Origin of the sequence: Coprococcus sp. BIOML-A2, assembly GCF_009875795.1 — a bacterium.
GTDB classification, from domain to species: domain Bacteria; phylum Bacillota; class Clostridia; order Lachnospirales; family Lachnospiraceae; genus Coprococcus; species Coprococcus aceti.
Genome location: NZ_WWSI01000002.1, coordinates 549,277 through 570,873 on the forward strand (window position 1 = coordinate 549,277; position 21,597 = coordinate 570,873).

General features: G+C 43.9%; 21 protein-coding genes. 20 read left to right on the forward strand and 1 reads right to left on the reverse strand.

Features of this window, described 5'->3' with window-relative positions; all coding sequences use genetic code 11:
- The first annotated feature begins 25 nt into the window (after window positions 1-25).
- The 7 genes from buk to yihA all read left to right on the forward strand — a co-directional run bounded on the left by buk (window position 26) and on the right by yihA (window position 8,090).
- Window positions 26-1,093 (forward strand): butyrate kinase, encoded by a 1,068-nt coding sequence (gene buk / locus GT575_RS06740; RefSeq protein WP_022216031.1) that lies wholly within the window; start codon window positions 26-28, stop codon window positions 1,091-1,093.
- A gap of 132 nt (window positions 1,094-1,225) precedes the next feature.
- Window positions 1,226-1,432, forward strand: coding sequence for an alpha/beta-type small acid-soluble spore protein (locus GT575_RS06745; protein WP_015534165.1), 207 nt, complete (start codon window positions 1,226-1,228; stop codon window positions 1,430-1,432).
- A gap of 267 nt (window positions 1,433-1,699) precedes the next feature.
- Complete coding sequence (gene tig / locus GT575_RS06750; RefSeq protein ID WP_015534164.1) at window positions 1,700-2,986, forward strand: trigger factor; 1,287 nt, start codon at window positions 1,700-1,702, stop codon at window positions 2,984-2,986.
- 46 nt (window positions 2,987-3,032) lie between these two features.
- Window positions 3,033-3,614, forward strand: a complete 582-nt coding sequence (gene clpP / locus GT575_RS06755) for an ATP-dependent Clp endopeptidase proteolytic subunit ClpP (protein ID WP_015534163.1) — start codon at window positions 3,033-3,035, stop codon at window positions 3,612-3,614.
- 136 nt (window positions 3,615-3,750) lie between these two features.
- On the forward strand, window positions 3,751-5,061 hold the full coding sequence (clpX, locus tag GT575_RS06760) for an ATP-dependent Clp protease ATP-binding subunit ClpX (RefSeq protein ID WP_022216030.1): 1,311 nt from the start codon (window positions 3,751-3,753) through the stop codon (window positions 5,059-5,061).
- A 118-nt stretch (window positions 5,062-5,179) separates the two neighbouring features.
- Window positions 5,180-7,483, forward strand: coding sequence for an endopeptidase La (lon, locus tag GT575_RS06765; protein ID WP_161171763.1), 2,304 nt, complete (start codon window positions 5,180-5,182; stop codon window positions 7,481-7,483).
- A gap of 10 nt (window positions 7,484-7,493) precedes the next feature.
- On the forward strand, window positions 7,494-8,090 hold the full coding sequence (gene yihA / locus GT575_RS06770) for a ribosome biogenesis GTP-binding protein YihA/YsxC (RefSeq protein ID WP_015534161.1): 597 nt from the start codon (window positions 7,494-7,496) through the stop codon (window positions 8,088-8,090).
- A 100-nt stretch (window positions 8,091-8,190) separates the two neighbouring features.
- On the opposite strand, the gene GT575_RS06775 is transcribed toward yihA, so the two are convergent.
- The gene (locus tag GT575_RS06775; RefSeq protein WP_015534160.1) at window positions 8,191-8,724 is read right to left on the reverse strand and encodes a DUF4364 family protein; all 534 of its coding nucleotides are present in this window, start codon (window positions 8,722-8,724) and stop codon (window positions 8,191-8,193) included.
- A gap of 277 nt (window positions 8,725-9,001) precedes the next feature.
- On the opposite strand from GT575_RS06775, the gene rho reads away from it, so the two are divergent.
- From rho to GT575_RS06840, 13 genes are all read left to right on the forward strand, one after another.
- Window positions 9,002-10,624, forward strand: coding sequence for a transcription termination factor Rho (rho, locus tag GT575_RS06780; RefSeq protein ID WP_055144179.1), 1,623 nt, complete (start codon window positions 9,002-9,004; stop codon window positions 10,622-10,624).
- A 153-nt stretch (window positions 10,625-10,777) separates the two neighbouring features.
- Complete coding sequence (rpmE, locus tag GT575_RS06785; RefSeq protein WP_004853176.1) at window positions 10,778-10,984, forward strand: 50S ribosomal protein L31; 207 nt, start codon at window positions 10,778-10,780, stop codon at window positions 10,982-10,984.
- A gap of 87 nt (window positions 10,985-11,071) precedes the next feature.
- Window positions 11,072-12,028: a DUF1385 domain-containing protein gene (locus GT575_RS06790; RefSeq protein WP_022216026.1), complete on the forward strand. Its 957-nt coding sequence runs from the start codon at window positions 11,072-11,074 to the stop codon at window positions 12,026-12,028.
- Between the two features lie 15 nt (window positions 12,029-12,043).
- The gene (gene prmC / locus GT575_RS06795) at window positions 12,044-12,907 is read left to right on the forward strand and encodes a peptide chain release factor N(5)-glutamine methyltransferase (RefSeq protein WP_015534159.1); all 864 of its coding nucleotides are present in this window, start codon (window positions 12,044-12,046) and stop codon (window positions 12,905-12,907) included.
- Window positions 12,908-12,959: 52 nt separating this feature from the next.
- Complete coding sequence (prfA, locus tag GT575_RS06800) at window positions 12,960-14,036, forward strand: peptide chain release factor 1 (RefSeq protein ID WP_015534158.1); 1,077 nt, start codon at window positions 12,960-12,962, stop codon at window positions 14,034-14,036.
- A 1-nt stretch (window position 14,037) separates the two neighbouring features.
- Window positions 14,038-15,093 carry a histidinol-phosphate transaminase gene (gene hisC / locus GT575_RS06805; protein WP_161171764.1) on the forward strand — a complete coding sequence of 352 codons (1,056 nt, stop codon included), beginning with the start codon at window positions 14,038-14,040 and terminating at the stop codon, window positions 15,091-15,093.
- Between the two features lie 213 nt (window positions 15,094-15,306).
- Entirely contained in the window at window positions 15,307-16,206 is a 900-nt protein-coding gene (locus tag GT575_RS06810; protein ID WP_015534156.1) for a DUF5688 family protein, read from the forward strand.
- An 82-nt stretch (window positions 16,207-16,288) separates the two neighbouring features.
- Window positions 16,289-16,876 carry a TetR/AcrR family transcriptional regulator gene (locus tag GT575_RS06815; protein ID WP_022216022.1) on the forward strand — a complete coding sequence of 196 codons (588 nt, stop codon included), beginning with the start codon at window positions 16,289-16,291 and terminating at the stop codon, window positions 16,874-16,876.
- An 18-nt stretch (window positions 16,877-16,894) separates the two neighbouring features.
- The gene (locus GT575_RS06820) at window positions 16,895-17,290 is read left to right on the forward strand and encodes a response regulator (RefSeq protein WP_015534155.1); all 396 of its coding nucleotides are present in this window, start codon (window positions 16,895-16,897) and stop codon (window positions 17,288-17,290) included.
- Between the two features lie 96 nt (window positions 17,291-17,386).
- Entirely contained in the window at window positions 17,387-18,703 is a 1,317-nt protein-coding gene (locus GT575_RS06825; protein WP_022216021.1) for a replication-associated recombination protein A, read from the forward strand.
- Between the two features lies 1 nt (window position 18,704).
- A complete protein-coding gene (locus tag GT575_RS06830) occupies window positions 18,705-18,917 on the forward strand; it encodes a hypothetical protein (RefSeq protein WP_015534154.1) in 213 nt (70 codons plus the stop codon).
- Window positions 18,918-18,997: 80 nt separating this feature from the next.
- A complete protein-coding gene (locus tag GT575_RS06835; RefSeq protein ID WP_055144187.1) occupies window positions 18,998-19,501 on the forward strand; it encodes an SEC-C metal-binding domain-containing protein in 504 nt (167 codons plus the stop codon).
- A gap of 96 nt (window positions 19,502-19,597) precedes the next feature.
- Entirely contained in the window at window positions 19,598-21,595 is a 1,998-nt protein-coding gene (locus tag GT575_RS06840; protein WP_161171765.1) for an ATP-dependent helicase, read from the forward strand.
- The last annotated feature ends 2 nt before the right edge of the window (window positions 21,596-21,597 follow it).

The window sequence follows — 21,597 nt, forward strand, 5'->3', positions numbered from 1 at the left end:
TAAAAAACATTTGGAGGTTTAAAAAATGTCATATAAGATTCTTATAATAAACCCAGGTTCAACATCGACAAAGATCGGTGTGTTCGAGGACGAGACACTTCTGTTTGAGGAGACACTCAGACATACAACAGAGGAGCTTGCAGGCTTCAATATGATAGTAGATCAGAAGAACTTCAGAAAGAAGGTTATTCTTGATGTCCTTGCTGAGAAGAACTTTGACATCAAGACACTTGATGTATGTGTAGGACGTGGTGGAATGCTCAAGCCAATCCCAGGCGGTACATACGCAGTAAGCGATGACCTTCTTGAGGATCTTAAGATCGGTAAGCAGGGTCAGCATGCATCAAACCTTGGCGGTATCCTCGCAAGAGAGATCGGTGATGAGCTCGGAGTTCCTTCATACATCGTAGATCCAGTCGTTGTTGATGAGCTTATGCCATCATCAAGACTTTCAGGAGTACCTGAGCTTCCAAGAATAAGCGTGTTCCATGCACTCAACCAGAAGGCAGTAGCCAAGAGATATGCAAAGGAAGTTGGCAAGAAGTACACAGACCTGAACCTCATCGTAGTACATATGGGTGGCGGTGTATCAGTTGGTGCCCATGATCACGGTAAGGTAGTAGATGTATACAACGCACTTGACGGTGACGGTGCATTCTCACCAGAGAGAGCAGGTGGCGTTCCTTCAGGAGCACTTGTAAAGATGTGCTTCTCAGGCGAGTATACACAGGCTGAGGTTATGAAGAAGCTCGTTGGAAAGGGCGGCTTCAACGCTTACATCGGAAGCAACGATGCAAGAGATCTTGAGAAGCTTGTCAATGAGGGCGATGAGCATGCAAAGCTTGTTCAGGATGCATTCTATCAGCAGGTTGCCAAGGATATAGGTGGTATGGCAACAGTTCTCAGAGGAAAGGTTGATCAGATCATCCTCACAGGTGGAATCGCATATTCAAAGCACACATGCGAAGAGCTTGAGAAGAGAGCAGGATTTATTGCTCCATTTACAGTATATGCAGGAGAGGATGAGCTCCTTGCACTTGCTCAGGGCGCACTCAGAGTCATGAATGGCGAAGAGGAGCCAATGAAGTATTAAGAGAAAAGTGATTTTCAGATAAAAAGTTCATAGCACATAACAGAAATTGCCATTATAACATAAGCCATATTGTTAATAATACTAACAAGACGAAAGTCTTAAATAATTATTTCAATATGGAGGTACAGGGTTATGGCAAGTTCAAACTCTAACAAGACAAGTGTTCCAGAGGCAAAGAGTGCTATGAACAAGTTCAAGATGGAGGTAGCCAAGGAGATTGGTGTTGATCTTAAGGATGGCTACAATGGAGATTTAACATCAGCTCAGTCAGGTTCAATCGGTGGCGAGATGGTTCGTCAGATGATCAAGAGACAGGAAGAGCAGATGTCAGGAAGATAAGCTTGGCTTATAATCTCCGTTAGATCTACGAACAAAAAGAAGACCTGGTGTATGATCCATACATCAGGTCTTTTGTGTCGTGAAAACTTTCTATTATAATAATAGTATAATGGACTGGACAATCATTTGCACATTATGATATAATCGATGATTGATGTGGACTTTGTCCACACATATAAACAAGAAAAAGATAAATGGATGCTATCTGAGTGCCTTAATTGTAGGGCTTAAGGCACCATTTGCACATTTCAAGGAGGAAATAAAAAGATGAGTTTCACAGTAGAAAAGCTTGAGCACAGCATGGCAAAGCTTACAATCACAGTACCTGCAGCAGATTTTGACAAGGCAATGACAGCAGCTTACAACAAGACAAAGAACAGATTCAATGTTCCAGGCTTCCGTAAGGGCAAGGTGCCAATGGCATTCATCGAGAAGATGTATGGCCCGGAAGTATTCTATGAGGATGCTGCAAATGCAATGATCAACGAGTATTATCCAAAAGAGGCTGTAGCTTCAGAGCTTGAGATCGCATCACAGCCAGTTATTGACGTAATAGAGATGGGCAAGGGCAAGGATTTCGTATTCACAGCAGAGGTTGCTGTAAAGCCTGAGGTTACACTTGGCGATTACAAGGGAATCGAAGTTGAGAAGATCGACGTTGAAGTAACAGATGACGAGGTTCTTGAGGACATCAAGAAGGAGCAGCTTCAGAACGCAAGAAAGGTACTCGTAGAGGGAAGAGCAGCACAGCTTGACGACGAGGTTACTCTTGATTTCGAGGGATTTGTTGATGGTGTTCCATTTGATGGTGGAAAGGGTGAGAACTACAAGCTCGTTCTTGGCTCACATTCATTCATCGATACATTTGAGGATCAGCTTGTTGGTAAGAACATCGGAGAGGATGTTGAGGTTAACGTAACATTCCCAGAGGATTACCAGGCTGAGGAGCTTGCAGGAAAGCCGGCAGTATTCAAGTGCAAGATCAACTCTATCACAGAGTCACAGCTTCCAGAGCTCAATGATGAGTTCGCAAGCGAGGTAGGCGGATGCGATACACTTGACCAGTACAAGGAAGAGGTAAAGCAGAAGATACTTGCAAAGAAGAACAGAGACGCTGCAAACGAGAAGGAAGCAAAGGTTCTTGACAAGGTTATCGAGAACGCAACTATGGATATTGCAGATGCACAGGTTGAGGATATGCAGAAGAGAATGAAGGATGAGTTCGCTCAGACACTTCAGTATCAGGGAATCAGCCTTGAGCAGTATATGCAGATCGTAAACGTTACAGAGGAGTCTCTCATGGAGAGAATCAAGCCGGACGCACTCAAGAGAATCCAGCAGAGAGCAGTTCTTGAGGCTGTAGTAAAGGCTGAGAACATTGAGGCTACTGACGAGGAAGTTGACGAGGAGCTTTCAAAGATGGCAGCTCAGTACCAGATGAAGCTTGAGGATATCAAGGGATTCATGGGCGACGCAGAGAAGGACAGCATCAAGAAGGATGTAGCAGTTAAGAAGGCTGCAAAGCTTCTTGTAGATGAGTCAAAGGAAGTTTAATATTTTAACAGACAGATTGGCTTGATATGTATTGGAGGTAGATAACATGGCATTGGTACCATACGTTGTAGAACAGACTAGCCGCGGAGAGCGAACATACGATATTTATTCTAGATTGCTGAAAGACAGAATCATCTTTCTTGGAGATGAGGTCAATGATGCAACTGCAAGCCTTGTTATAGCACAGTTGTTATTCCTTGAGTCAGAGGATCCTTCAAAGGATATCTCGTTATATATCAACAGCCCGGGTGGATCAGTTACAGCCGGAATGGGAATATATGACACAATGAGATATATCAAGTGTGATGTTTCAACAATATGCTGTGGAATGGCAGCGAGCATGGGAGCATTCCTTCTTGCAGGAGGAACAAAGGGCAAGAGATATGCGCTTCCAAACTCGGAGATCATGATACATCAGCCACTTGGTGGAACTCAGGGGCAGGCAACAGAGATAGAGATCGCAGCCAGACATATATTAAAGACAAAAGAGAAACTCAACAAAATGCTGAGTGAGAATACAGGAAAACCACTTGATGTTATCGCGGCAGATACAGATCGTGATAACTGGATGACTGCTGAGGAGGCTTGTGCATACGGCCTTATCGACAGCGTTATAACAAACAGATAATACAGATAGAGATATCTGATATGTAGAAGATGTATCAGTTGGTTGGAGCCAGCCTGCAGAACCGGCGGTGTATTCGCAGATTCTGGAAAAGACTGGCTCCAGACAATTATAAATAGTGAATAATCGAGGTATTGTAATGGCAGATCGTAGTGACGAGAGAAAACAGCTCAGATGTTCTTTCTGTAATAAGACACAGGATCAGGTTAGAAAACTCATAGCCGGACCTGGGGCTTACATATGTGATGAATGCGTAGAGATATGCTCAGAGATAATAGAAGAAGAACTGGTTGACGCAGGACTTGATTCAGATGGTGATATCAATCTGTTAAAGCCAAAGGAAATAAAAGAATTTCTTGATGAGTATGTAATAGGTCAGGAAGAGGCAAAAAAGGTACTGGCGGTTGCCGTGTACAACCATTATAAGAGAATACTTGCGCAGAAGGATTTTGAGGTTGAATTACAGAAGAGTAATATCCTCATGGTTGGCCCAACGGGATCAGGTAAGACATATCTTGCCCAGACCCTTGCAAAATTGTTAAACGTTCCTTTTGCAATAGCAGATGCTACAACTCTCACAGAGGCTGGATATGTAGGAGAGGATGTTGAGAACATTCTTCTGAAGCTTATACAGGCCGCTGATTATGACATAGAGAGAGCTGAGCATGGAATAATCTATATTGATGAGATAGACAAGATCACAAAGAAGAGCGAGAACGTATCCATAACCAGAGACGTGTCGGGTGAGGGCGTTCAGCAGGCTTTGTTAAAGATAATAGAGGGCACTGTGGCTTCAGTTCCACCTCAGGGTGGGAGAAAGCATCCGCATCAGGAGCTTATCCAGATCGATACGACCAACATATTATTCATATGTGGTGGTGCGTTCGAGGGACTGGAGAAGATCATAGAGAACAGAGTTGGCCAGAAGTCAATTGGCTTTAATGCAGAGGTTATAGAGCAGTCAGAGCAGGACGTTGGACAGCTCCTCAAGCAGGTTATGCCACATGACTTTGTAAAGTATGGACTTATCCCTGAATTTGTGGGAAGAGTTCCTGTTGCAGTGACTCTGGATCTTCTGGATGAGGATGCACTTGTGAGAATACTGACAGAGCCAAAGAGTGCAATATGCAAGCAGTATAAGAAGCTTTTTGAGCTTGATGGAGTTCAGCTTGAGATAGAGGATGATGCGCTCAGAGAGATAGCAAAGGAAGCTATGGAGCGTAAGACCGGAGCTAGAGGACTTCGAGCTATCATGGAGAATGCTACACTTAATCTTATGTACGAGATCCCTTCAGATCCAACTATAGAGAAGTGTGTTATTACCAAGGGTGTCATAACAGGCGATGAAGAACCTGTACTGACTTACAGAGATCCATCAGAGGATACAGACCTTCCTAAGAAAAAGGTAAGGAAGAAAAAGGCAAATACAGATAACGGCGAGAGTGCATAGTCATTATTGCCGAAATGAGACGTTACAACGCTGACATACATTTGCGCCCTTATAAGCCTTTAAATGTGCAGTGTTGATAACGTCTTATTTTTTAATGATATATACGGAGATAACAGGTATGAATGAGAAAATGTTAGAGATGACAATGATTAGTCTTGACGATGGCGTGGTTATGCCGGAATTGTCCTTCTATCTTGATGCGACAACGCGTGAAGCCTGCGAGGCGGTGGGACATGCAGTCAAGAATGAGGAATGTATATTTCTGGCAAATCCTGTTCATAAGAACGGCGATAAGACAGTTTCGTTTTATGAGATAGGTGTCATAGCCAGGATAAAGCAGTTTGTCAGACTTCAGAACAAAGGCATGAGAGTTCTCATACAGACTGAGAAGAGAGCGCGCCTTGTGGATTACAGCAAGGATAAATATTATGTGTGCCACGTGACAGATGTGGAGGAGACTAACGACATCAGCGAGGATGAGGAGAAGGCTATACAGAGCATACTCAAGGAAAAGCTTAAGGAAGCATTTGACGAGGGTATAGTGAAGAACAACGTTCTGTACAGGGAGATACGTTCATTCAAGTCTGTCAGAAAGCTGGTTGACAGCATGGCCGACTATGTGAATATATCTGATGACAACAGGCAGGAGCTTCTGGAGATGTTAGATGTCAGAAGCCGCGCTATGAGGTTGATACAGATAATGGAGGAAGTTCTCGGAATCGGCAAGATCAAGAAAGAGATCATGGAAAAGGTCAATCAGGAGACCGCTGAGAATCAAAGAAAGTATGTGCTCAGAGAGCAGATGTCCGTTATCCGTAAGGAGCTTGGTGACGACGGCGTAGATGCAAATGTCAGAGAATTCCAGAAGAGACTCGATGAGGCGGGCTGCAGCCAGGAAGTATACGATAAGATAGAAAAAGAGATAAATTACTATAAGGGTATACCTCAGAATGCAGTGGAGAGCAGTGTGTCGGCAAACTATATCGATGTGATGCTCAGCTATCCGTGGAATGTGTCAACGGAAGATAATAATGATCTGCAGTCAGCCATAGACATACTTGACAAAGATCACTATGGCCTTGAGGAGGTCAAAGAGAGGATCGTTGATTATCTTGCTGTTCATATATTGAGCAATAAGGGGGACCTTCCGATCATTTGTCTTGTGGGACCTCCGGGAACAGGAAAGACATCCATAGCAAGGTCGATAGCCCGTGCAACATCGAGAAAATATGTCCGCTTATCGCTGGGCGGAGTCCACGATGAGGCGGAGATCCGAGGTCACAGGAAAACATATGTGGGAGCTATGCCTGGAAAGATTGTACAATCCATGATAAAGGCAAAGACGAACAATCCGCTCATGCTTCTCGATGAGATAGACAAGGTGAGCAGTGATTACAAGGGAGACGTGTCATCGGCACTTCTCGAGGTGCTTGATGGTGAGCAGAACAAAGAGTTCAATGATCACTATTTTGGAGTGCCGGTGGATCTGAGCAATGTGCTTTTCATAGCAACGGCGAACGACATCTCCGGTATACCGGGGCCGCTCCTCGACAGAATGGAAGTCATAAATATATCGGGATACACGGAGAATGAGAAGTATCATATAGCAAAGCTGTACCTTGTGGAGAAGACCCGTGAGAAGAACGGACTGACAAAATCTCAGTTCAAGATAGATGCCGGTGCCATAAGGGAGATCATAAGCCACTACACGAGAGAGGCGGGAGTCAGAAGTCTTGAGAGAAATATAGACAAGGTGTGTCGGAAGGCCTGCCGCAAGATACTCACCGGTGAGATGGATGTGGTCAAAGTCACAAAGAAGAATATCCAGGATTTCCTTGGCCCATACAAATATAAAGATGAGAATGGAAATCTGAAGAATAAAATTGGCGCTGTCAGAGGCCTTGCTTGGACGGCGGTTGGCGGTGTCACTCTGGAGATAGAGGTCAATGTGCTTCCGGGGACAGGAACTCTTCAGCTCACAGGTAAGATGGGCGATGTTATGAAGGAATCCGCTTATGCGGGAATGAGTTATATCAGATCCCTCAAGGAATCACTGGCGCTTGGAGACGATTACTTTGCAAAGAACGATTTCCATATCCATATACCGGAGGGGGCAGTTCCAAAGGATGGTCCGTCTGCCGGAATAACCATGGCGACAGCGTTGTATTCAGCCATATTTAACGTGCCGGTTAATGGCAGAATAGCTATGACAGGAGAGATAACTCTCAGAGGAGAGGTGCTTCCTATTGGAGGCCTGAAGGAGAAGCTCCTTGCAGCCAAGATGATCGGTGTTAAAGATATACTGATACCGTCGAAAAATGAGAGCGATTATCTGGAGCTGGATGAAGAGATAACATCGGGAGTCAATATTCATTTAGTGGAAGACATGAGGCAGGTGCTTGACCTTGCCCTTGTCAGATAAGGAGAAGTATATGATAGTAAAGAGCGCTGAGCTTGAGACTGTGTGTGGAATTACAAGTAAATTACCTGATAACGATCTCCCGGAGATCGCATTTGCCGGCAAGTCAAATGTAGGAAAATCATCTCTGATAAATGGATTGCTTAACAGGAAGTCGCTTGCCAGAACATCCGCGCAGCCAGGTAAGACACAGACGATCAATTTCTATAATGTAAATAAAAATCTGTACTTTGTGGATCTGCCGGGATATGGATATGCAAAAGTATCGGTGGAGATAAGAGCAAAATGGGGCAAGATGATCGAGAGATACCTTCACGGTTCTCCGCAGCTCAAAAAGGTATTCCTGCTGATAGACATAAGACATGTGCCATCGGAGAATGACTGCATGATGTATGACTGGATCGTGGACAATGGCTATGAGCCGGTGATCATTTGCACAAAACTGGACAAGATCAAGAGAAGCCAGGTTCAGAAGAACTTGAAGCTCATACGTGAGAAACTGGATCTTGTTCCTGGAACAACGATGATACCGTTCTCCGCACAGACAAAGCAGGGAAGAGATGAGATCTGGAATCTCATAGAGGAGACACTGGCACAGGAGCAGCAGTAAAGTAATATGAACATATAGTCAGATAAATAGACAAAAAAATGACTGAGAATATCGAGGAGTATAATTCTTTTCGGTATTCTCAGTCATTTTTATGCTGATATTAGCTGGATGTGTTGGATGCCCATAACTGTTTTACGAGTATATCATATATCTCAGTGCTTTTCTGACGCCAGTTGTCACATATGGCAACAGCCACGGCCTGGGTAGGCACGCTGAACTTTATATCCAGCAGCGGCTCGTTCCTGTCGTTGATGACGCAGGAGACGGTATATTCATTGGAATCGTTGAGGTAGTAGTCAGACTGTATCTCAGTTTCCTTTTTGAGGTTGATCTGCTGTTTCTCAAAGAAATCCAGTATATCCTGTTTGATGGCATATGGGATCCTGTTCTCGAACATGCTCAGGGCTTCCTCACCTTTGTAGGTTATCTTATAATGGGATGCGCCTCTTATGCTTGATACATATACAAATTCGCTTTCTATAAGTCCGTTTATGGCTTCCTGAAGAGTGAAATAATTGGTGTAGCCCTTCTCCAGAACAAAGTCTGAAATCTGTGAATTGGTCAGAGTGAAGTTAACTCTGTCAAGCATATAGAGCACTATGAGTTTATATAATACAATAGATTCGGTTCCCATATCGTGTATCCTTTGTTAAAATGTTTGTCCGTGCTGATGAACGGACAACATTCATATGATAACATTAGTAAAATTTAAAATCAATATATTTACAATTGTTCTATTTATGTTATAATGAGCGAGAATAATATGCGTGCTTAGCGCATTTTTATTTTTTTACCGTAATTGAATTTGATGTATCATTGAGAGACACTACTTATTTCTTAGAGTGTTTATATTCCCATAATACTTAATTTATTTGTTAATCATTGGTTTCAGTGAAAGGAGACAATTATATATGGATTTTAGTAAAGCTTCTCTTGCAGAGTTGCGTCAGTTTACCAAGGATAATGGTATAAAAGGCTGCTCGGGAATGAAGAAGGCGGAGCTTGCGCAGTTCCTCATAAAATATGTGGAGGAGCATGTGACAGCGGTTTCAGTGGAAAATAAGAAAAATGTGTCAGAGCCTAAGACCGAGCATGTGGTCAGAGAGACAGCCGGAGACACAGAATACAGAAAAACCAGGATAGTACATCACTCTGAGGGCTCAAGAGGTGATGATTTCAGGGAGAACAATGGACAGAGACGTATGAGAAGAATGGCTACATATCAGGATCACAGCCAGAATCAGGAGAGATACCAGGATAGAGGTCAGAATCAGGACAGAAACCAGGAAAGGTATCAGGACAGAGGTCAGAGCCAGGAGAGATACCAGGACAGAGGCCAGAATCAGGACAGAGTCCAGTCAAATCAGGCGGCACAGAACGTGAACGAGTATCTGCCGGAGCTCGACAGTGGAAGACAGGCTCACGGAATACTTGAGGTCATGCCTGAGGGATATGGCTTCATAAGAAGTGCAAACTATCTTCCGGGAGATCAGGATATATATGTGTCACCGGCACAGATCAGAAGATTTGGTCTCAAGACAGGAGATATAGTCACAGGTAATATAAGAAACAAGACACAGGGAGAAAAGTTCAGTGCCCTTTTATATGTGGCAAGCGTGAACGATGAGGATCCTGTGGTCATAGCGGCCCGCAAGAGCTTTGAGGAGATGACCCCTATCTTCCCTAATGAGAGGATAGAGCTTGACGGAGACGGTGCTCCTATCCCTATCAGGATGATCAATCTTCTTGCCCCTATAGGTAAGGGACAGAGAGGCATGATCGTTTCACCACCTAAGACAGGAAAGACGACTCTTCTCAAGCAGATCGCAAAGCAGATCAGCAGAAGATATGAGGATATGCACCTGCTCGTCCTTCTCATAGATGAGAGACCTGAGGAGGTAACAGACATAAGAGAGTCCATAGAGGGCCCTAATGTGGAGGTTATCTATTCAACATTTGATGAGCTTCCAGAGCATCATAAGAGAGTGTCAGAGATGGTCATTGAGAGAGCAAAGAGACTTGTGGAGTCCAAGAAGGATGTCGTGATCCTGCTCGACAGTATCACACGTCTGGCAAGAGCGTATAACCTCACGGTCGCTCCTAGCGGAAGAACTCTGTCAGGTGGTCTTGATCCTGCAGCGCTTCACATGCCAAAGAGATTCTTTGGTGCCGCCAGAAACATGCGTGAGGGAGGAAGCCTTACGATCCTTGCCACAGCGCTGGTCGACACGGGCAGCAAGATGGATGACGTTGTATTTGAGGAGTTCAAGGGAACCGGTAACATGGAGCTTGTGCTTGACAGAAAGCTCTCAGAGAAGAGGATATTCCCTGCCATAGATATAGCAAAATCCGGCACCAGAAGAGATGATCTTCTCCTCAACAAGGAAGAGCAGGAGGTTGTCACAGCCATTCACAAGGAGCTCATGGGAAGTAAATCAGAGGATATTCTTGAGGATGTCAGAAAGCTGTTTGTTCGTACCAGAAACAACAAAGAATTTATCCACTATGTAAAGCAGTCACTTCTCAGAAAATAACAGCAGGATTGTTGAGATGATTTTGTCAAAAAAATCAAAAAACTGCTTGCATTGTACTGGTCACTATGTTAGAATACAGAAGTTGTGTTATGAAGAACCCTGGCTTTATGCCTGTTCTCATATATAAATATATATGTAAAGAGGTGAAAAAGAATGCGTAAAGGAATACATCCAGATTACTATCAGGCAAAGGTTGTATGTAACTGTGGTAACGAGTTCGTTACAGGATCAACAAAGGAAGAGATTCACGTAGAAATTTGCTCAAAGTGTCATTCATTCTACACAGGTCAGCAGAAGGCAATCAAAGCACGTGGTAGAATTGATATGTTTAATAAGAAGTATGGCGTTCAGGCCAACTAATAAAAACGTTGATAGCTTGAGGTTATTTTACAATAATCTCAAGCTGTTTTTTTATTATCCAGTTAAATATACCGATAGGAGATTGGCGTGAAGAGAGTAAGAATAGGCGGTCAGGCTGTCATGGAAGGTGTCATGATGAAAAATGGCGACAGATATGCGGTGGCAGTCAGAAAACCGGATAAAGATATAGAAGTGAAAGTTGTGGATTATGTGTCCATGGCATCGAGAAGTGTATTTTTCAGAGTTCCTATAATCAGGGGAGTTGTCAATTTCGTGGAATCCCTCGTGATAGGAGTGAAGACCCTCACATACTCAGCATCGTTTTACGATGACGAGGAGCCTGAGAAGGCGGAGAAAGAGAAAAAAGAAAAGAAAAAAGAGAGGACACCTGAGCAGCAGAAAAGAGCGGACGATGCGGCGATGATAGGTACAGTGTTATTTTCACTTGTATTTGCCATCGCGTTATTCATGATGCTTCCTGCATTTATCGGGGAACTCATAGACAAGGTTATAGATAACAGGATCATCATGTCTGCCATAGAGGGAGTTATAAGACTTGGAATATTCCTGGGATATGTGGCACTTATATCGCTTATGAAGGATATACAGAGAGTGTTCATGTACCATGGGGCAGAGCACAAGACGATCAACTGTTTTGAGGCTGGGGTGCCACTGACTCCGGAGAACGTGAAGAAGTATTCAAGATATCATAAGAGATGCGGAACAAGCTTTCTGTTCATCGTAATGATAATAAGCATAATTGTTTTCATGTTTATAAGCGCAGATACGGCATGGCTCAGACTTGTCATAAGACTGCTGCTGGTTCCGGTAATCGCCGGTATATCATACGAATTTATAATGTTTGCTGGCAAGAGTGATTCAAAGCTTGCAAATGCGCTGTCAGTTCCGGGAATGTGGGTTCAGAGACTCACCACAAGGGAGCCGGATCTTGACATGATAGCAGTTGCGATAAAGTCCGTGGAGGCAGTTATAGACTGGGAGGCATACCAGGACGCCATGCACAAGGGCGAGATAGAAGATTAAAGGATTTCGATAGAGATGAAGCTGTGTGAACTTTTGAGAATGGGACGGGACAGGCTGGAGAAAAGTGATGTTCCTGATGCGGATATAGACGCTGATATATTGTGGCAGTACCTGTCGGGTATGAACCGTATGGATATGATCATGGCCAGAGAAGATGATGTGGATGATGATAAATCGGAAGCCTACATGAAGCTCATAGAAAAGAGGAGCACAAGGATTCCGCTTCAGTATATCACAGGTGAGCAGAATTTCATGGGATATGATTTTGATACTGCAGAAGATGTGCTCATTCCAAGGATGGACACAGAGACTCTTGTTGAGACGGCATTGAAGCTTGTAAAGGACGCTGACCATAACGTTGATGTTCTGGACATGTGTTGCGGTTCGGGCTGCATAGGAGTATCGTTTGGACTCTGGAACAAGAACAGCAGGATCGTACTTGCCGATGTATCTGAGGCAGCGATCGGTCTTGCAAGGAGAAATGTAGCGAAACTGTGTGCAGGGGATGATAGATTTGAAGTGGTCAGGACGGATCTCTTTGAGCAGATATCCGGGAAATATGACCTCATACTGTCGAATCCTCCATATATAAGAAGTGATGTCATAGAGACACTCATGCCGGAGGTCAGGGAGCATGAACCACATCTGGCACTTGACGGAACGGCGGATGGATTGTATTTTTATAGAATAATAGCCGATAAGGCGAGAGAATATATAAAGGATGAAGGATATGTTGTATTCGAGATTGGCAATGATCAGGCAGAAGATGTACAGTACCTCCTTGTAGATTCAGGTTATGACGATATACATGTTGTACAGGATCTGAGTGGTAATGACCGGGTGGTGTACGGCAGATATGACAGAGAAGATAACCGGTAGATTTAACGCTGCAGGAGACAGCGTGACAGAATGAATATAGAGAGGTATAGATATGTTTGACAGATTAGAAGAACTTGTAGATAAGCTTGATACGATAAATAATCAGCTCACCGATCCTGATGTTGTGTCAGATCAGAACAAATTCAGAAAGCTCATGAAGGAGCAGAGCGATCTCTCACCTATAGTTGAGAAGTACCATGAGTACAAGGATGCAAAGACTACCATAGAGGACAGTCTTGAGATTCTTGAGGAGGAGAGCGACGAGGAGCTCCGCGAGATGGCAAAGGAAGAGATGAATGAGGCAAAGGCGAATCTCGAGACCATAGAGCAGGAACTCAAGATTCTTCTGCTTCCAAAGGATCCTAACGATTCCAAGAACGTAATCGTGGAGATCCGTGCCGGTGCAGGCGGAGATGAGGCTGCTCTGTTCGCATATGAGGTGTACAGAATGTACCAGAAATATGTTGACCAGTTTAAGTGGAAGGTTGAACTTATGAGTGTCAACGAGAACGGTATCGGAGGATTCAAGGAGGCTGTGTTCATGATCACCGGAGACGGTGCGTACTCCAAGATGAAGTACGAGAGTGGTGTACACAGAGTACAGCGTATACCTAAGACAGAGTCAGGCGGAAGAATCCATACATCGACCATAACAGTTGCGGTTATGCCTGAGGCTGAGGAAGTTGATGTAGAGATAAATGAGAATGATATAAGGATAGATGTAATGCGAGCATCCGGAAACGGTGGACAGTGTGTCAATACAACCGATTCGGCAGTACGTCTTACACATATACCTACAGGAATAGTGATCTACAGCCAGACAGAGAAATCACAGCTCCAGAACAAGGCAAAGGCATTTGCCCTTCTGAGATCAAAGCTGTACGACATGGAGCTCCAGAAGCAGCATGACGCAGAGGCTGCGGACAGAAGAAGCCAGATAGGAACAGGAGACAGATCAGAGAAGATCAGAACATACAATTTCCCTGAGGGAAGAGTTACAGATCACAGGATCAAGCTCACATTATACAAGCTTGACCAGATCATGAACGGAGATCTGAATGAACTTATAGACAGTCTTATAGCGGCTGACCAGACAGCAAAGCTGGCACAGGTGAATGAGGAGGAATAATATGGCAGCGTGGAGCGACAATATAAGAAAAGTAGAACCTTATGTTCCGGGTGAACAGCCTAAGGATACAGATGTGATAAAGCTCAATACGAATGAGAATCCGTACGGCCCGTCACAGAGAGTGAAGAATGCAATAGTGGATATCGATACACTCAGATTATATCCGGATCCAACAGCATCGGCACTTGTCGATGTGCTTGCAGAGTATCACGGAGTTGATCCTTCACAGGTATTTGTGGGAGTGGGTTCGGATGATGTGCTTGCCATGTCGTTTCTTACATTTTTCAACTCTGACAAACCAATATTGTTCCCTGACATTACATATTCCTTCTATGATGTGTGGGCAGAGCTTTTCAGTATCCCTTACGAGAGACCGGCACTTGACGAAAACTTCAGGCTGGTGAAGGAGAATTACTACAGAGAGAACGGGGGAATCGTATTCCCTAATCCAAATGCCCCTACAGGAATATACGAGGACATAAAGAATGTGGAGGATATAGTCAGCCACAACAAAGATTCGATAGTCATAGTAGACGAGGCGTATATAGATTTCGGCGGCGAGTCGGCACTTGGCCTTATAGACAAATATGACAATCTTGTGGTTGTAAGAACGTTCTCAAAGTCGAGATCCATGGCGGGACTCAGGATAGGATATGCAATAAGCAACCCGGTTCTGATAAAGGCCCTCAATGACGTAAAGTATTCATACAACTCATATACAATGAACAGACCATCACTGATAATGGGAACAGAGTCAGTTAAGGACGATGAGTATTTTAAGGAGACTGTTTCAAAGGTGGTCGCCACGAGAGAGAGATTCGTGGAAGCTATAAAGCCACTTGATTTTACATGCCTTCCTTCGTCTGCAAACTTTGTATTTGCAATGCATAAGGATATTCCGGCAAAGGAGATATTCCAGGCTGCGAAGGATGCCCATATATATGTCAGATATTTTGACAAACCACGTATAGACAATTATCTGAGGATATCCATTGGTACGGATGAAGAGATGGATAAATTCACAGAGTTCCTTACAAATTATATACAGGAGAGATAATAAACAGACCGCTGTGCCGAAGGCATGGCGGTTTTTTCTTGATATGGCGGCAACAACTGTGCCAGGATTCCACTATAAAGCGCAGGATTCCACTATAAAGCGCACCAAAACTATTGAATTTGGCAGAGTTTTTCTATAGAATTCACCCATGAAATATTTCAGGAAAAAATATCGGGACGTTTCGTTTGATTTTGTTTGTAAAAGGAGAATTGAATGAATTTTGATGAATTTATAGCCAGAGTAGTGGATGAAATGAGAAGCAGACTTCTCAGACAGGGAGATGGATCAGACATCCGGGTCAATAAGGTTTTGAAGAATAATGGGGTGGAGCTCACTGCGATGAATGTGTGCAAGAGCTCTGAAGAGGTGTGTCCTACGATATATCTTGATCCGTTTTACAGGGATTATGAGCAGGGGATGGATTTTGATGTTGTTATGGAAGATATATGCAGGCTCAGAGAGGCGAACTGCAGGTGCAGGAAGCTTGATATACGCGATGTGGTGGATGAGACGAAGGTTATGGACAACATAATATTGCGGCTTGTCAACAGGGAGCGAAATAGCCGGCTGCTTGAGAGTGCACCATTTATAGAGTTTAATGATCTTGCGATAACTTTCAGAAGGGTGCTGAGTCTGGATAACGACGGCCTGGCAACCACGATAGTCAACAATAATGATGTGAAGAGGTGGAGAGTCAGTCTGGATACATTGTATAAGAATGCACTTAAGAACACCCAGAGAATGTTTCCGTGTGTAAGGCAGAACCTTTTTGATGCGCTGAAGGGCAGATATGAAGGGATAGATTTCGATGACGACTGTGACAATGTGGACGAACTGTACATGTTGTCAAACACGCACGGTATCAATGGGGCCACGGCCGTACTGTATGATGGAATGCTTGAGGAGTGTGCGAATATGGTGGGTGATGACATATATATCCTGCCATCCAGTGTGCATGAGCTGCTGTTTATCAGGGCAAGTGCGGATTACACAGAGGATTATTACAAGGATCTCATAAGAGAGGCGAACAAGGTAACAGTGTCTGCCATGGATTATCTGTCTGACAGTCTGTATATGTACAGCAGGGAAAAAGGAAAACTCTTGATAGTCTAAAATGTTGACAAAATATATCCCATGACATAGAATAAAATCAGTGTTCTAAGGGCAAAATTATGTGTAATGGGAGGAACAGACATTGGAGGATAGTTATATTTCGCGCAGAGATAAAATTGTCGCTTCAGCTATCGAACTAATTGGAGATTTGGGATTACATGCTCTTACACCGAAGAACCTTGCACGAAAGCAGAATATATCTGATACACTGATATATAAGTATTTTGGGGGTATAGATGAGGTACTTATAGCGGTTGTGAACGAATATGCGGCATTTGATGTCAATATCCAGAGGACTGTTGAGAGACTTGACGGGACATACCTGGATAAGATCAAGTATTATGCAGATACATATGCAACATATTATGATAACTATATTGGTATGGGTGCGATAATGCTGCATTATGAAGAATTGCTTCACATGTCAGAGACGAGAGAGATCATCTCTGAGTGTATGTTGAAGCGTAATGATTTTGTATGCACATTGTTTCAGAGTGCGATTGACAGCAAGGAGATACGAGCGGTTTTCTCACCGAAGGAACTTACGCTCATGTTCAACGGAATTTTTACAGAGGGATTGCTTGAACGGAGAAACCAATACTCAAGGAAGAGTTTCAGGGGTGAGATCAAGGAGATGCTCAGTCATCTTGAGAAAGTACTTAGGTTGTAAAATTAGGGAGGAATTGTCATGAAGATATTAATAGCTGAGGATGATGTTGCAAATGCAAAATTTTTATCCAAGTATTTGAGTAAGTTTGGTGATGTGGTCATAACACCTGATGGAATCGCAGCGGTTGATGAATTTGTAAATGCTCTTGAGAAGGGCGAACTGTTCGAGCTGGTGTGTCTTGATATCATGATGCCAAAGATAGATGGGTATAAAGTTCTGGCATCCATAAGAAGTGCAGAGAGAAAGCACGGAGTGTCAAGGATGCTCAGATCGAAGGTCATAATGACCAGCGCACTTGACGAGGCAAGCTTTGACAGTAATCTCGCCAGCGACGATTATGATGATTACATATGTAAGCCGATTGATATCATGAAGTTTAATGACATGCTGAAGAAACTGGACATTATCAAGTAGATGATATGATATTGATACATGCGAAGCCCGTTATTGTAAGATATCGGGCTTCGAAGTGTCTTATGACACTGAATATTAGATGGCAGGGACATAAAGATGGATTTATTTGAGTATATGAGGGAGAATTTCTCGGAGGATGATTCTCCTCTGGCAAAAAGAATGAGACCGACCAGCCTTGATGACGTGGTTGGACAGGAACATATTATAGGCAAGGACAAGCTTTTGTACAGGGCGATAAAAGCGGATAAGATAAGTTCGCTTATATTTTATGGCCCTCCGGGGACCGGCAAGACTACGCTTGCCATGGTCATAGCCAATACAACCAAAGCGGAGTTCAGACAGCTCAACGCCACAACGGCGGGCAAGAAGGACATGGAAAAGGTTGTGGAAGAGGCGAAGAATACCAAGGCTATGTATGGCAGACGGACTATACTGTTCATCGATGAGATCCACAGATTCAACAAGTCACAGCAGGATTATCTCCTGCCATTTGTTGAGGATGGAACGGTGGTACTCATAGGAGCGACCACGGAGAATCCTTATTTTGAGGTTAACGGGGCTCTTATATCCAGATCCCATATATTCCAGCTCAATCCATTGTCCAGGGAGGACATCAAGAAGCTCATCCACAAGGCAGTGTACTCAGAAAATGGCATGGGTGCATTTGATGCAGACATTGATGAGGATGCCGAGGACTTTCTTGCAGACATGGCGTCGGGAGATGCGAGAAGTGCGTTAAATGCCATAGAGCTCGGGGTTCTGTCGACGGAGAGAAGCGAGGATGGCAGGATACACATAACGCTTGAAGTGGCGGAGGAATGTATCCAGAAGAGAGCTATAAGATATGACAAGGACGGAGATAATCATTATGATATAATATCCGCATTTATAAAGAGCATGCGTGGATCAGATCCTGATGCGGCGATATTCTACCTTGCAAAGATGCTTTACGGAGGTGAGGATATAAAGTTTATTGCCAGAAGGATCATGATATGTGCCAGTGAGGATGTGGGCAATGCTGATCCGAATGCTATCGTGGTGGCGTCGGCATGTGCACAGGCTGTGGAGAGAGTCGGAATGCCTGAGGCACAGATAATACTTGCCCATGCGGCTTCCTACGTTGCGTGTGCACCGAAGAGCAATTCTGTGGTGAATGCGATATTTTCGGCTATGGATGCGGTAAAGCATGAGGACACGGGTCAGGTTCCGGTGTATCTCAGAGATGCACATTACGGCGGTGCAGCAAAGCTTGGACACTCAGGATACAAATACGCGCATGATTATCCGAATAATTACGTTGACCAGCAGTATCTTCCTGATAAGATTGCAGGCAGGGTATTCTATGAGCCGTCGGACAATGGTTATGAGAGAGATATCAAGGCGTATTTTGATAAGATAAAGAAGAGAGACTGATATGGATATATTGAAGAGAATTGGAGCTATAGTGCTTGTACTTGTGCTCATCGGAATGTATGTTGCTACATTTATAATGGGAATAACCGGAAGTGATAATCTGATGGGTATGATATTCCTTGATGTGGTCATTCCTGTTGTGTGCTGGGGAATATGGCTCATCGCCAGGGTGCTCAGACGCAAGGGCGAAGATATGAGAGATCAGAACAAGTAGAACAGTACAAATGTGTTGAAAAAAATTACATAATTTGATATACTCTTTAAAGTTCAAAAAATACTTAAGAGGTAGATGAAATGAGTTTATTAAAAGAATGGCGTGATTACGCATACGGATTAGATGACAGAACACCTGAGGGAAAGGAATTCTGGGTTAGTTATTTCCAGGCAGAGAAGGGCGTATATGAGCAGCTTCTTGCTAATCCTCTTGCAGACCCTGTACATGGAACTGTAAAAGAGCTTGCTGAGAAGTACGGACTCACTATTCAGTATATGATCGGATTCCTCGACGGAATAGATGACAGTCTTGCAGAATCAAACAATCTTGATGATGTGACAGAGGACTCAGAGGTTAAGCTTCCTATAGATTATGAGAAGCTTTATATGAACATGGTTGAGTGCAATGCAGAGTGGCTCTACACTCTTCCTCAGTGGGATGGAATATTCTCCAAGGCAAAGAGAGACGAGCTCTACAAGATACAGAAGTCATCTAAGACTATCATCAAGGCACCAAAGGTTGGAAGAAACGATCCATGTCCATGTGGAAGCGGACTTAAGTACAAGAAGTGCTGCGGTAAGTAATGATATATATCATGCTGATATAACTGGCAGATATGAGAAGGCGGTTAAAGGGTAAACTTTTGACCGCCTTTTATATTTGCGTGAAAGGATATACAGATGGAATTTAATGAATCCCAGAAGAGAGCGGTGAGACACTGCGATGGGCCGATGCTGCTGCTAGCGGGGCCTGGTTCAGGTAAGACTACGGTCATCACCCACAGGATAAAATACATTACAGAAGAACATGGTGTGAGACCTGACAATATTCTGGTCATAACCTTCACGAAGGCTGCGGCAAATGAGATGAAGGGGCGGTTTCAGGAGCTGTGTCCGGGCGTCCGCGGGGTAACCTTTGGCACGTTTCACTCTGTATTTTTCTGGATGCTCAGAAATGCATATAATTACACAGCGGCGAATATCGTTACGGATTCAGAAAAGTATGGAGTCATAAGGGACAGCATAGACAGGCACGGCTTTAGGTATGACAGTCAGGAGGATTTTGCCAAGAATGTTGTCGGGGAGATAGGCAATGTCAAGAGCGGGAGAGTGAGTCTTGAGAACTATGAGAGCACAACGATGAAGCCTGAGGATTTCCGAGTTGTGTACGATGAGTATGAGAATTTCCTGAGAAGATGCGGGAAGATAGATTTTGACGATATGCTGGTGTTCACATATGAGCTATTGTCGGAGAGACCAGACATACTTAAGATGTGGCAGAACAAGTTTCGGTACATACTCATAGATGAGTTCCAGGATATAAATATGATCCAGTATGACATTGTGAAGCTGCTAGCCGGAGAGAGACAGAACGTATTTTCCGTGGGTGACGATGATCAGTCGGTGTATGGCTTCAGGGGGGCTGCTCCGGCTATAATGAAGAAGTTCCCGGAGGATTTCCATGGTACGGTCATAGAATACCTGAATGTCAATTACCGCTGCAGCTACGATATAGTTGAGTGCTCGAAGCGGATAATACAGAACAACCGGGACAGATATGAGAAGCAGCTCAGGTCGGCATTTGCCGCGGGACAGAGCGACAGAGTCCATATAGTTAAGACGGACAGCATGACGGAGCAGAATAAGAAGATCATAGACAGGATAACAGAGCTTAACCGGGCTGGTATTCCATACCGTGAAATGGCGATCATATTCAGGACGAATACCGAGCCGAGGGCGCTGGCTTCAAAGCTCATGGAAAATGGCATACCATTTTTGATGAAGGATAACATACCAAATATCTTCACGCACTTCCTAGCTGAGAACATATTTGACTATATAAGGCTTGCAAGGGGCAGCAGGGACAGGAGAACGGTCCTCAGGATCATCAATAAGCCGAACAGGTATATAAGCAGGGATGCATTTGATTCGCCGGTGGTGAACTTTGAGGAGTTGAGGCAGAATTATAAGGATAAGTATAGGATAGTCAACAACATAAATGTCCTTGAGAACGATCTGGAGAGGATAAGCAGACTTGCACCGTACGCGGCTGTGAATTATATAAGGAAAGCGGTTGGACTGGATGCGTATGTGAGGGAATATGCTGATTACAGGGGCGTGAGTGAGGATGATTATATTGATATCCTGGAGGAGATACAGGACAGTGCAAAAGACTTCCTGAGCTTCGACGACTGGATGGAGTATATAGACGAATACACAAAACAGCTCAGAGAGCAGAGCAGGCAGGGCAGTGTGGCAGGTGATACAGTCACACTTTCGACTATGCACTGTTCAAAGGGACTTGAGTATTCATATGTATTCATAATGGATGCTGTTGAGGACATAACGCCTCATAAGAAATCGGTCGGAGATGGAAATATAGAGGAGGAACGCAGGCTGTTCTATGTGGCAGTCACGAGGGCTAAGTATGGACTGTATGTGTATGTTCCCCAGAAAATGTATGGAAGAAAAGCGGTGACCTCGAGATTTGTCCAGGAAATGCTTGTGGACAGGTCTCTGATAAAAACAGGAAACACCATAATCCACAAGCGGTATGGACGTGGAGTCATCACATATGTAGATGACAGAAAGCTGTGTGTCCACTTCGATGATATACATGAAACAAAGACGCTCAGCCTTGAATACACGATAAATAACGAGCTTATAGAAAACGCATAGAT